The organism is Nonomuraea spiralis (genome assembly GCF_014648435.1).
Taxonomy (GTDB): Bacteria; Actinomycetota; Actinomycetes; order Streptosporangiales; family Streptosporangiaceae; genus Nonomuraea; species Nonomuraea spiralis.
This window is the reverse complement of record NZ_BMRC01000043.1, coordinates 1-12,484: the sequence shown is the minus strand read 5'-3', so window position 1 is coordinate 12,484 and position 12,484 is coordinate 1. Positions and strand designations below refer to the sequence as shown.

The 12,484-nt window shown below is 71.8% G+C and carries 9 protein-coding genes; 6 read left to right on the top strand and 3 right to left on the bottom strand.

Annotation, left to right across the window (positions count from 1 at the left end):
* The first annotated feature begins 7 nt into the window (after positions 1-7).
* Entirely contained in the window at positions 8-877 is an 870-nt protein-coding gene (locus IEZ27_RS48975) for a carbohydrate ABC transporter permease (protein ID WP_189653534.1), read from the top strand.
* Between the two features lie 13 nt (positions 878-890).
* The gene (locus tag IEZ27_RS48970) at positions 891-2,225 is read left to right on the top strand and encodes an ABC transporter substrate-binding protein (protein ID WP_189653533.1); all 1,335 of its coding nucleotides are present in this window, start codon (positions 891-893) and stop codon (positions 2,223-2,225) included.
* 24 nt (positions 2,226-2,249) lie between these two features.
* Here the strand turns inward: IEZ27_RS48970 and IEZ27_RS48965 are convergent, their stop codons facing one another.
* Complete coding sequence (locus IEZ27_RS48965) at positions 2,250-3,131, bottom strand: sigma-70 family RNA polymerase sigma factor (protein ID WP_189653532.1); 882 nt, start codon at positions 3,129-3,131, stop codon at positions 2,250-2,252.
* Positions 3,132-3,309: 178 nt separating this feature from the next.
* Here IEZ27_RS48965 and IEZ27_RS48960 point away from each other — a divergent pair, with 178 nt between their 5' ends.
* Positions 3,310-4,617: an FAD-binding oxidoreductase gene (locus tag IEZ27_RS48960; RefSeq protein ID WP_189653531.1), complete on the top strand. Its 1,308-nt coding sequence runs from the start codon at positions 3,310-3,312 to the stop codon at positions 4,615-4,617.
* A 1-nt stretch (position 4,618) separates the two neighbouring features.
* Here IEZ27_RS48960 and IEZ27_RS48955 read toward each other — a convergent pair whose 3' ends face one another.
* Positions 4,619-5,875: a C39 family peptidase gene (locus IEZ27_RS48955; protein WP_189653530.1), complete on the bottom strand. Its 1,257-nt coding sequence runs from the start codon at positions 5,873-5,875 to the stop codon at positions 4,619-4,621.
* A gap of 263 nt (positions 5,876-6,138) precedes the next feature.
* Between IEZ27_RS48955 and IEZ27_RS48950 the strand changes: the two genes are divergently transcribed.
* Positions 6,139-7,128, top strand: a complete 990-nt coding sequence (locus tag IEZ27_RS48950) for a polysaccharide deacetylase family protein (protein ID WP_189653529.1) — start codon at positions 6,139-6,141, stop codon at positions 7,126-7,128.
* 69 nt (positions 7,129-7,197) lie between these two features.
* Here the strand turns inward: IEZ27_RS48950 and IEZ27_RS48945 are convergent, their stop codons facing one another.
* Positions 7,198-7,644, bottom strand: coding sequence for an Lrp/AsnC family transcriptional regulator (locus IEZ27_RS48945; protein ID WP_189653528.1), 447 nt, complete (start codon positions 7,642-7,644; stop codon positions 7,198-7,200).
* 123 nt (positions 7,645-7,767) lie between these two features.
* On the opposite strand from IEZ27_RS48945, the gene IEZ27_RS48940 reads away from it, so the two are divergent.
* Together IEZ27_RS48940 and IEZ27_RS48935 are read left to right on the top strand one after the other, a co-directional pair.
* Positions 7,768-11,217 (top strand): indolepyruvate ferredoxin oxidoreductase family protein, encoded by a 3,450-nt coding sequence (locus tag IEZ27_RS48940; RefSeq protein WP_268246133.1) that lies wholly within the window; start codon positions 7,768-7,770, stop codon positions 11,215-11,217.
* Positions 11,214-12,347, top strand: a complete 1,134-nt coding sequence (locus IEZ27_RS48935; RefSeq protein WP_189653526.1) for an acyl-CoA dehydrogenase family protein — start codon at positions 11,214-11,216, stop codon at positions 12,345-12,347. The genes IEZ27_RS48940 and IEZ27_RS48935 overlap by 4 nt, the downstream gene beginning before the upstream one ends.
* The last annotated feature ends 137 nt before the right edge of the window (positions 12,348-12,484 follow it).

The following is a 12,484-nucleotide window of genomic DNA, read 5'->3' as shown; positions in this document are numbered from 1 at the left end:
GCGCGTCATGCGTACCGGCAGGATCGTGGCCTGGGCCGTGCTGGGGCTGGCCGTTCTGGTGACCGTGTTCCCGTTCTACTGGATGGTCCGGACCGCCCTCACGGATGCCAACCACCTCTTCTCCGACAACTTCTCGCTCTTCCCGCAGCACTTCACCTGGGCGAACTTCAAGCGTGTCCTCGGCCTGTCGACCATCGCCGAGGCGCAGGCGGCGGGCGGCTCGGGCGCGTCCCTCGATTTCGTGCTCTACCTGCGCAACTCGGTCATCTACACGACGGTCGTGGTCGCCGTGCAGACGTTGTCGTGCGCCATGGCCGGGTACGCGCTGGCCCGCCTGCGTTTCCGCGGCCGGGAGGCGCTGTTCTCGGTGTTCGTCTCGGCGCTGATGGTCCCGCCGATCTTCACGCTGCTGCCGAACTTCGCCCTCGTCCGCAACCTGGGGCTGCTCAACACGTTCGCCGGGCTCGTGGCGCCGATCCTGCTGATGACCCCGTTCACCGTCTTCTTCCTGAGGCAGTTCTTCCTGTCGCTGCCGCGCGAGGTCGAGGAGGCCGCCGTCATCGACGGCGCCGGGGTGTGGGGCGTCTTCTGGCGGGTCGCGCTGCCCATGTCGAAGGGGCCGCTCATCACCATCGCCCTGATCAACGGCGTGTACGCCTGGAAGGACTACCTCTGGCCGCTGCTCGTCGGCCAGGAGGAGGACAACCGGGTGCTTACGGTGGCACTCGGGGTGTTCCTCCAGCAGTCGCCGAACGCCCGCCCCGACTGGACGGGCCTGATGGCCGGCTCCACCCTCTCCGTCATCCCCGTCCTGCTGCTCCTGCTGGTTTTCGGCAGGCGGCTGGCCAGCTCGCTCAACTTCACCGGCATCAAGTAAGTAAGGACCCCCCATGTCCAGGAAAGCATTGGCGACCCTCGCCGGACTCCTCACCCTCGCCGCCTCCGCCTGCTCGTCGTCCTCGGGGAAGAGCGACGGGCCCGTCGAGCTCAGCTACATGATGTGGGTGGAGAGCCAGGTGCCGGCGTACAAGCAGTGCGCCGACGCGTTCACGAAGAAGAACCCGAACATCACCGTCAAGCTCAGCTCGGTGGCGTGGGCGCAGTACTGGCAGAACCTGACCACGCAGGTCGTCTCCGGTACGGCCCCCGACGTGTTCCGCGACTCGGTGGCCTACTATCCGCAGTTCGCCAAGAACAACCAGCTCCTGGACATCTCCGAGTTCGTCGCCCGCGACAAGGTGGACCTCGGCCAGTACCAGAAGGGCCTGGCCGACATCTGGGTACGCGACGGCAAACGCTACGGCCTGCCCCTCGACTGGGACACCATCGGCGTCTTCTACAACAAGGACCAGGTCAAGAAGGCCGGGCTGGACCCCGCCTCCTTCGGGAGCTGGACCTGGAACCCGCAGGACGGCGGCACGTTCGAGAAGGCCATCGCGGCGCTGACCGTGGACGCCGGGGGCCGCAGGGGCACCGACCCCGCCTTCGACAAGGAGCACGTGGCCGTCTACGGCATCGCGCCCGACTACAACACCGGCGCGCTCGGCCAGACCGGCTGGGCCGGGTTCGCGGCCGGCAACGGCTTCAAGTACCTGGACAAGAACCCGTTCGGCAGCAAGTACTTCTACGACGACCCCAAGCTGGCCGAGACGATCGACTGGTTCGCCTCGCTGATCAAGAAGGGGTACGCGCCCCCGTACGACAAGCAGTCGGCCCTCGGCGGCGACGCGGTGCTGCAGTCGGGCAAGACGGCGATGGTCATGGCCGGGTCGTGGATGGCCAAGCCGTACCTGGACAACAAGACGCTCGACCTGGCCGTCGCGCCGCTGCCCGAGGGGCCGCAGGGACGCAGGTCGCCGATCAACGGCGTCTCCGACGCCATCTACGCCGGCACCGAGCACAAGGAGGAGGCGTGGCAGTGGGTCAGGTTCGTGGGCTCCTCGGAGTGCCAGGACCTGGTCGCGGCGACGACCGAGGTGCTGCCGGCCATCACGACGGCCTCCGACAAGGCGCTGGCCGCGCACAAGGCGGCCGGGCGCGACGTGCAGCCGTTCGTGGACGAGGCCAAGGCGGAGGGCGGCACGTTCCTGCTGCCGGTGACCGACAACGCCGACAAGATCAACGAGATCATGGACGCCGCGATCTCGTCGGTCCTGCTCGGCACCGCGGACTCCAAGACCGCGCTCCCGGCCGCCAACACCCAGGTGAACGCGCTCTTCCAGTGACCGGCCCGGCCGCCCCCGCCCGGGTCAGGCCGCCGGGGACACCTCCTCGTCGAGGGCGAGGCCGAAGGCGGCCAAGCGGGCGGGGTCGGAGACGATCTCGATCCCGGTGATGCGGTCGCCGTCCGCCGTGACCCGCAGGACCAGGAACAGCCGGCCCTCGCGCAGGACGCCGATGCCCGGCACGCCGTCGACGAGCAGCACCCCGGCCAGGCGCGCGCCGTCCGCGCCGGCGAGCGTGCCCTCGGCCACCGAACGCGCCCCGCGCCGCTCCCCGGCCGACCCCGGCAGGTCGGACCGGTGCAGCACGTCGGGGGCGAGCACGGCGAGCAGGGCCTGAAGGTCGCCGGCGCGGGCCGCGGCGAGGAAGGCGGCCACGAGCCTGCGCTGCCTGGCGTGGTCTGCGGCGGGCAGGACGGGCGTGCCGTTGACCCGCTGACGGGCCCGGCTGGCCAGCTTCTTGGCCGTGGCGGGGGAGCGCTCGACGATCTGCCCGATCTCCACGAACGGCACCGAGAACAGGTCGTGCAGCACGAAGGCGACCCGCTCGGCGGGGCTCAGCGTGTCGAGCACCACGAGCAGGGCCAGCCCGACCGAGTCGGCCAGCACCGCCTCGTCGGCGGGATCGCCGTCATGGACGCTCACCTGGTCGAACCGCTCCGATTCGACGAGGTGCTCGTCCCTGCGCCCGCGGGCGCGCAACATGTCGAGGCAGATCCGGCCGACGATCGTGGTCAGCCAGCCGGGCACGTTCGCCACCTCGCCCGCGTCGGCGCGGGCGGCACGCAACCAGGTCTCCTGGACGGCGTCGTCGGCCTCGTCGGCCGACCCGAGCATGCGGTACGCGACCGCCCGCAGATGGGCCCTGGTCCGGTCGAAGTGCTCGGCCAGCTCGGCTTGCGCGTTCATCGGTCACCTTTCGTCGCGCCGGTTCGTCATACAGGCGGCTGAGCGACGACGAGGGGCGACCATGGCGGCATCCTAACGGGCGGCACCGACCGCCTTCTCACAGGTGACTTCCGGCCCGGTGGTCACCTTTCCCGGTTCCGCGTCGTCAGGTGGGTGAGTCTTCACGAAGGAGTGAGCGATGACGTACGACAAGCTGCGCACCGCGGTCGAGGGGCGCGTCCGGCTGCCCGGCGACGAGGGTTTCGAGGCGGCGGCCAGGGCGTGGAACCTGACCGTGGACCAGCCGGTGGCCGCCGTGGTCGAGGCCGCCGACGCCGGTGACGTGGCCGCCCTGGTCCGCCACGCCCGGAAGGAGGGGCTGACGGTCTCGGCCCAGCCGCGTGGGCACGGCGCGAGCGGCACGTCCGGCGGCGTGATCCTGCTGCGTACCAACAGGCTGGACGAGCTGGAGATCCACCCCGGCGAGCGGCGCGCCCGCGCCGGGGCGGGCGTGAACTGGGGCACGGTGCAGGCCGAGGCGGGCCGGCACGGCCTGACCGGCCTGGCCGGGAGCAACCCCACCGTGACCGTCACCGGCTACACCCTCGGCGGCGGCCTGAGCTGGTTCAGCCGCAGGTACGGCTGGGCGGCCGACAGCGTGCGCGCCTTCGACGTCGTGGACGCCGAGGGCCGGCCGGCACGGGTGACCGAGGAGTCCGACCCCGACCTGTTCTGGGCGCTGCGCGGCGGCGGCGGCGACTTCGCGCTGGTCACCGCCGTCGAGTTCGACCTGTACGCCGAGCGCGCCCTGTACGGCGGACGCGTCATGTGGCCCGGCCACAAGGAGGCCGAGGTGTTCGCGGCCTTCCGCGAGCTGACCGCCGACGCGCCGCCCGAGTTGTCACTGTGGCTGAACCGGGTGCAGTTCCCCAAGGCGCCCCCCATGGTGACCGTGGACCTGGCCTACCTGGGCGAGGCGGGCGAGGCCGAGGTCCTGCTGGGCCGCCTGGGCAAGATCGACGGCGTGCTGAGCGACACGCGGGCCGCCATGGCCACGGCCGACCTCGGCGCCATCACCGCCGAGCCGACCGACCCGGCGCCCGCGCTGGCCCGGACCGAGCTGCTGACCGGCCTGGACGCCTCCACCGCGGACATCTTGCTGGCCCAGCCGGTCGAACCGCTGGTCACCATGCAGATCAGGCACCTGGGCGGCGCGCTGGCCCGGCCCGGGGGCGGCGCCGGGGGAGCGCTGGCCGAGCCGTACCTGCTCTACCTGCTCGGGCCCGGGATCAGCCCCGAGCTGACCCGGGCCGTACGGGCCAAGCAGGACGCGGTCGTCGCCGCCCTGGGGGACCGGGTCAGCGGGCGCAAGCCGTACACGTTCCTGTCGCCGGGCGAGCGGGCGGCGCAGGCGTTCCCCGAGCCCGCGCTCGCCCGGCTGCGCGAGATCAAGCGTTCGCGCGACCCGCACGGCGTGTTCCGCGCCAACTACCCGGTCCTGGACTGAGTCACCAGTTGGCGGGCAGTCCCGGCGTCGTCGCGGGCAGGGCGCGGCCGGCCGGCCGGATGACGTAGGCGACGCCGCCGCTGCTGGTGCTGCGCAGCCACACGTTCTCGAAGGCGGCGCGGGGATAGACGTGGCGGACGGCGTCGTTGCTCGACGAGGCCGGGTCGTTGGCGATCACGTCGCCCGTCGCGGTGAAGCCGACGATCACCATGAGGTGGCCGTCCGTGCCGTAGCCGGCGCCGGGCAGCTCGCCCTTCTTGAACGACTGCGAGGTGATCACGGGGATGCCCGCCTTGACCAGGCGCTCCAGCTCGGTCAGGGTGCGCAGGCGGGTGACGAAGCCGTCCAGGCCGTACCGGCCGGCGTAGGCGGTGTTGAACGGCCAGTTGCCCGCGCCCTGGTAAGCGTGGTCGTAGGTGTAGCGCGCGGCGTGGTCCACCTCGGGGTTCGGGTCCGACGGGTCCACCCAGGAGGTGTCCTCGGCGCTCGGCCACTTGTCCCAGTAGCCGAGCACCATCGTGGTCGAGGTCGGGCTGCACCACGCCTCGCCGCCGCCGTCCCACTCGGGGTAGTGGCCGGCGTGCACGTTCTGGGAGCGGCGCGGGACGTTCAGCTCGACGCCCCACGCGCCGCCGCCCGGACTGACCGGGACGGTCTTGCGCTCGGGCACGTTCGAGGCCATCGCGCCGAGCGTGCGCACCCGGGGCGTCACGGCCGAGCCCGGCGTGCGGTAGAGGGTCAGGCGGAGCTGGTACGCCGACAGTTGCCGCCCGGCCGCCGCGACCAGCGTGTCCACGGCGACGGACGCGTCCGCGTCGCCCTGGCCGGGCACCGAGGTGCGCAGGATGTCGCCCTCGGCGTATGACCAGCGGCCCAGTACGTACCACTTGCTCAGGCCGGCGGTGTTCCTGGCCCTGGCCTCGACCTGGAGCCAGCTTCCCCGGGGCACGTCGGCCGTCCAGGAGGCGATCAGCTCGGTGGCGGGGAAGCCGACCGTGCGCTCGGGGCCGGTCCAGCGGGCGTACTCCCAGGTCTTGGTGCCGAGGGCGTCGGTGTAGGACGTGGTGCCGGCGGCGGAGGCGAACGACAGCCCGTCAGCCGCGGACGTGCCCTCTCCCGCTCCGGCGGCGAAATCGGCCCGCTGGTAGACGACGTCGGGGACGACGGGACCTGGCTTCTTCACGATGGTGGCGGCGGCGGGGGAGTGGAGGGTGGTGGCCAGCAGGAGCCCGGACAGGAGGACGGTCAGCGCACGCATGAACCCACCTTGCTCGGAAGGCGACGGATGGGGCCGACAGTAGGCACATCGGGCAGGCAAAACATCGGGAAATCTACGTATGGGCCGGGGTAGCGGCCTGAAGCTTTCTCTCGCCCGAAACTTTCGGGTGCTGAGTGTGCAGCGTGGAGCGGGTGTCCCTCGACCTCGATGCTGAAAGTTTCTGTGGTGTGTTGACATGTTTCGGAAGGCTCTTCACACTCACGATCGAGCTTCGCGTACCTCCCCGCCTTGGAGGCAAGACCATGATCAGAAAGCTGCTCGTCCTGGGCGCCGCCTGCGCGCTCGCCGCGGGCCTCGCGCTGACCTGGGCCACCGCCCCTTCGAACGCCGCCGCCGACTGCGGCGGCGGCTACGTCGGCCTCACCTACGACGACGGGCCCAACCCCGCCACCACCTCCAGCCTGCTCAACGCGCTGACCTCCAACGGCCTGCGGGCCACGATGTTCAACGTCGGCCAGAACGCGCAGAACAACCCGGCCCTGGTCAGGGCGCAGCAGAGCGCGGGCATGTGGATCGGCAACCACAGCTGGACCCACCCGCACCTGACCCAGATGAGCACGTCGCAGATCCAGTCCGAGTTGCAGCGCACCCAGCAGGCGATCCAGCAGGCCACCGGTACGGCCCCGAGGTTGTTCCGGCCCCCGTACGGGGAGACCAACGCCACGCTCAAGTCGGTCGAGCAGCAACTCGGCCTGACCGAGATCATCTGGGACGTCGACTCGCAGGACTGGAACGGCGCGAGCACCGCCCAGATCGTCGCGGCCGCGGGCAGGCTGCAGAACGGCCAGATCATCCTCATGCACGACAACTACGCGACGACGATCGCCGCGATCCCGCAGATCGCCGCCAACCTGCGCGGCCGTAACATGTGCGCGGGCATGATCTCGCCGGTGACCGGCCGGGCCGTCGCGCCCGACGGGAGCGGCCCGTCCACCCCGCCCTCCTCCCCGCCGCCCGGCGGCGGCACCTGCACCGCGGCGGTCTCCGCGGGCCAGCAGTGGAGCGACCGATTCAACCTCTCGGTCACGGTCTCCGGCACGAACTCCTGGATCGTCACCGTGACCGTACGCAGCCCGCAGAAGATCATCGCCACCTGGAACGGCACCCCGACCTGGGACGGCACCGGCAACGTCATGACGATGCGGCCCAACGGCAACGGCAACACCTTCGGCTTCACCATCCAGCACAACGGCAACCGGACCTGGCCCACGGTCTCCTGCCGGGTGGGGTGACGGTTCTCCGCTCACCCCGGGGCGGCGTGGCGGCCCGGACCGCCGCGCCGCCCTTCGCTGTGGGACGGGTCAGGCGAGGGCGTCGCGGGTCCAGGAGCCGAGGACGAGGAGGGACTTGGTGCCGGTGACGTTCCCGGCCCTGCGCAGGCGGTCGATGACCTGCTGGAGGTGCCCGAGGTCGCGCACCCGTACGTGGATCAGCGCGTCGGGGTCGCCGGCGATGGTGAACACCGCCTGCACCTCCGGCACGTCCGTCGCCGTACGGACGATCTCGCCCACCGGAGTGGTCCCCGGATAGCGCAGCTCGGTGAACGCCTCGATGCCCCACCCGAGCTTGGCGTAGTCGATCTGCACGGTGAACCCCGTGATCACGCCGATCTCCCTGAGCCGGTCCACCCGCCGTTTGACCGCCGCCACCGACAACCCGACCTGGTCGGCCATCTCGGAGAAGGTCCGGCGGCCGTCCTCGCGCAGCAGCCGGAGCACCTGGTGGTCGATGTCATCGATGTCCGGCATGTGAGAAACCTCCTGAGTGACGCAAATATCTTCTGTCCTAGAAACGCCCGGCTCACATTATTTGCGTCTTCTTCATGCTTTCGCGTCTGATACTTGCGCACAGTAGCTCTCCGTTGCTGTGCTGTGAATCCCCACCAACGCATTGCCCGCCAGGAGGTTCGCGTGAGCGTGAACAGCGCGACCGTGTCGCTCGACGACAAGTACGCCGCGCCCGACGGCCGGGTGCTGATCTCCGGCATCCAGGCGCTCGTCAGGCTGACCCTCGAACAGCGGCGCCTGGACCGGGAACGCGGCCTGGACACCAGGGCCTTCGTCTCCGGCTACCAGGGCTCGCCGCTGGGCGGCGTGGACCTGGAGATGGGCCGCGCGGCCCGCTTCCTGGACGAGGCCGGCGTCGTCTTCCGCCCCGGCCTCAACGAGGAGCTGGCCGCCACCGCCGTGGCCGGCACGCAGCTTCTCGGCCAGGTCCCCGGCCGCCGCCACGACGGCGTCACCGCCTTCTGGTACGGCAAGAACCCCGGCCTCGACCGCGCCGCCGACGCCATCAGGCACGGCAACATGGCGGGCACCGCCGCGCTCGGCGGCGCCGTGGCCTGGATCGGCGACGACCCCGGCTGCAAGTCCTCCACGGTGCCCAGCTCGTGCGAGCCGATGTGCCAGAGCCTGTCGATGCCGCTGCTCGCGCCCGGTTCGGTCGGCGAGATCATCGAGTTCGGCCTGCACGCGGTCGCCCTGTCCCGCGCCACCGGCCTGTGGACCGGCCTGAAGATCGTCGCCGACATCGCCGACGCCTCGGCCACCGTCGACCTGGGCACGCTGCGCGACGGCATCCCCCTGCCCGACCACGCCGACCGCGGCAGGTCACCGATCCTGGTCGGCCCCTCCGCCCTGGACGCCGAGTACGACCTGCTCACCCGCAGACTCGAACTCGCCCGCGACTACGCCCGCAGGAACGGCCTCAACCGCGTCATGCGCGACGCGCCGCGCGCCACGCTGGGCATCCTGGCCTCCGGCACCACGTACGCGGTGGTCCTGCGGGCCCTGGCCGACCTCGGGCTCGACGAGAGCGCCACCGAGGACCTCGGGCTGCGCCTGATCCGGCTCGGGATGCCGTTCCCGCTGGCCGAGGCCGACCTGGCCGCCATGACCGCCGACCTCGACCGGGTGCTGGTGGTCGAGGACAAGGTGCCGTTCCTCGAAGGGCAGCTCAAGCAGGCGCTCTACGGCGGCGAACGCGCGCCCGCCGTCTCGGGCCGGGACCTGCTGACCGCCCGCGGCACCCTCGGCGCCGAGGACGTCGCCAAGGCCCTGGCCACCTGCCTCGGCCCCGACCGGCTCCCGCGCCAGGAGGCCCGCCTGGCCGCGCCCCGGCCGCGCCGCATGCTGCCGATGGTCGCCGCGCGCACGCCGTACTTCTGCTCCGGCTGCCCGCACAACTCCTCCACCCGCACCTCCGACGACACCCTGGTCGGCGTCGGCATCGGCTGCCACGCCATGATCGCCCTCGACGGGCACGGGCGCGGCAACCAAGTCGGCATCACCCAGATGGGCGGCGAGGGGGCCCAGTGGATCGGGCTCTCGCCGTTCACCCGGGACCGGCATTTCGTGCAGAACCTCGGTGACGGCACCTTCCACCACTCCGGTTCCCTGGCCGTGCGGGCCGCGGTGGCGGCCGGGGTGACGATGACGTACAAACTGCTCTACAACGACGCCGTCGCCATGACCGGCGGCCAGCGCGCGGAAGGGCGGCTCGACGTGCCCGCGCTCACGCGCTCGCTGGCCGAGGAGGGCGTGCGCAGGATCGTGATCACCACGCCCGAGCCGGAGACGTACCGGGGGGTGCGGCTGGCGCCGATCGCGTCGGTGCGCCACCGCGACGACCTCGCCGACGTCGAACGCGAGCTGGCCGCGCTCGACGGCGTGACCGTCCTGCTGCACGACGACAAGTGCGCCGCCGAGGAACGTCGGCTGCGCAAGCGCGGCAAGCTGCCGACCCCCACGGCGAAGGTCGTGGTCAACGAGCGCGTCTGCGAGGGCTGCGGCGACTGCGGCGACGTCTCGACCTGCCTGTCCGTGCAGCCCGTCGAGACCGAGTACGGCCGTAAGACCCGCATCCACCAGCCGTCGTGCAACTCCGACCTGAGCTGCCTCAAGGGCGACTGCCCCTCGTTCCTGCTGGTCGAGCCCGGCACCAGGGCCCCGCGCGAGGCGCCGTCCCTGCCGGTGCGGCCGCCGGAGCCGGTCGGCAGGCTCGACGGCGACGCCGAGACGCTGATCCGCATGCCCGGCATCGGCGGCACCGGGGTCGTCACGGTCTCGCAGATCCTCCAGATGGCCGCCCACCTCGACGGCCTGCACGCCGCCGGCATCGAGCAGACCGGGCTCGCGCAGAAGGGCGGCCCGGTCGTCAGCGACGTGCGCATCGCCAAGCGGCCCGTGGACGGCTCGGTGCGCGCCTCGCGCGGCACGGCCGACGTGCTGCTCGGGTTCGACCTGCTCGGGGCCGCCGCCGACGCCAACCTCGCCGTCGCCGCGCCCGGCCGGACGATCGCCGTGGTCAACACCTCCGTCGTGCCCACCGCCGCCATGGTCACCGGACGGGTGGCCGTGCCGGGCTCCTCCGCCGACGCCGTGGTCAGGCTGGAGTCGGCCACGGAGGGCGCGGACAACCTCTACCTCGACGCCCACGAGCTGGCCGAGGCGCTATTCGGGGACCACATGCCGGCCAACATGCTGCTGGTCGGGGCGGCGTACCAGCACGGCTGCCTGCCCGTCTCGGCCGCTTCGATCGAGGCGGCGATCAGGCTCAACAAGGCCGCCGTCGAGCAGAACCTCGCGGCCTTCCGCTGGGGCCGCGCCGCCGTCGCCGACCGTGAGGCGGTACGCCGGGCCGTGCTCGCCGAACCCGCCGAGCGGCCCGCGCCCGGCCTGGAGGAGACGCTGGCCCTGCGGGTGGCGGACCTGGCCGGCTACCAGAACGAGACCTACGCCCGTACGTACGAGAAGGACGTCCGGCGCGTGGTCGCCGAGGCCGTCGGTCGCGCGGGGGAGGAGGCCGGCGCGCGTGTCGGGCTCGCCTACGCCCGCTCCCTGCACAAGCTGATGGCCTACAAGGACGAGTACGAGGTCGCCCGCCTGCACCTCGACCCCGCCGAGCAGGCCAGGCGCGACCGCGAGTACGGCCCCGACGCGGTCGTGTCCGTGATGCTGCACCCGCCGCTGCTGCGGGCCATGGGCATGAAGCGCAAGATCCGGCTGCGCCGCAGCGCGCCGGTGTTGTTCCGCGGCCTGCGTGCCGCGCGCGTGCTGCGCGGGACCGCGTTCGACGTGTTCGGCCAGGCGGAGGTCCGCCGGGTCGAAAGGGAACTCGTCACCGAATATCGTGATCTTATGCGCGCCGCACTCGCCCGGCTGACCCCCGGCACGATCGACGCCGTGGCCGAGCTCGCCGGCCTCCCCGAGTCGATCCGCGGGTACGAGGACATCAAGCTCGCCCGGGTCGCCGAGTTCCGTGAGCGCGCCGCGGCCGCCCTGGCCCGCCTCGCCGAAGCCGCACCGAAGGAGTCGCCGTGACCGTTGACCGCCTGCTCCCCGACCAGGACGCCAAGGACCTGATCGAGCTGACCCGCGACATCGCCGACAAGGAGCTCGCGCGCCGGGTCGACGAGCACGAGCGCGCGGAGACGTACCCGGAGGGGCTGTTCGCGACGCTCGGCGCGGCCGGGCTGCTCGGGCTGCCCTACCCGGAGGAGTTCGGCGGGGGCGGGCAGCCGTACGAGGTGTACCTCCAGGTGATCGAGGAACTGGCCGCGCGCTGGGCGGCGGTCGCGGTGGCGACGAGCGTGCACACGCTGGCCTGCTTCCCCGTGGCCGCGTACGGCACCGCCGAGCAGCGCGAACGCTGGCTGCCCGACATGCTGGCCGGCCGGATCGTCGGCGGCTACAGCCTGTCGGAGCCGCAGGCGGGCTCGGACGCGGGCGCGCTCACCTGCCGGGCCGAGCGCACCGAGGCCGGCGACTACCGGATCACCGGCAACAAGGCGTGGATCACCCATGGCGGCATCGCCGACTTCTACGCCCTGTTCGCCCGTACCGGTGACCGGATCTCCTGCTTCCTCGCGCCCGGCGCGGCCGAGGGGCTGACGTTCGGCCGGCCCGAGGAGAAGATGGGCCTGCACGCCGTGCCCACCACCAGCGCCCACTGGGACGGCGCCGTCATCGACGGCGACCGGCTGATCGGCGAGGAGGGCCAGGGCCTGCAGATCGCCTTCAGCGCCCTCGACTCCGGCCGGCTCGGCATCGCCGCCTGCGCCGTGGGCCTCGCCCAGGCCGCCCTCGACGAGGCCGTCGCCTACGCCAAGGAACGGCAGACCTTCGGCAAGCGCATCATCGACCACCAGGGCCTCGGCTTCCTGCTCGCCGACATGGCGGCGGGGGTGGACAGCGCGCGGGCGACGTACCTGGACGCGGCCCGGCGACGCGACGCCGGCCTCGACTACGGCCGCCAGGCCAGCGTGGCCAAACTGGTCGCCACGGACACCGCCATGAAGGTCACGACGGACGCCGTCCAGGTCTTCGGCGGCTACGGGTACACGAGGGAGTTCCGCGTCGAACGGTACATGCGCGAAGCCAAGATCATGCAAATCTTCGAGGGCACCAACCAGATCCAGCGCCTCGTCATCAGCCGTCACCTGGCCAAGTAGCCCCGGACATGCGAAAACCCCGCCTTTCGACTAGGTGAAGTCAAGGGGTCGTCGCAACACTGATTGATCAACTGGCGAGTGCCAGGAGCTTGGTGAGACGCTCGGCTGGGGTTTCCCAGCCGAGCGTTTTGCGTGGC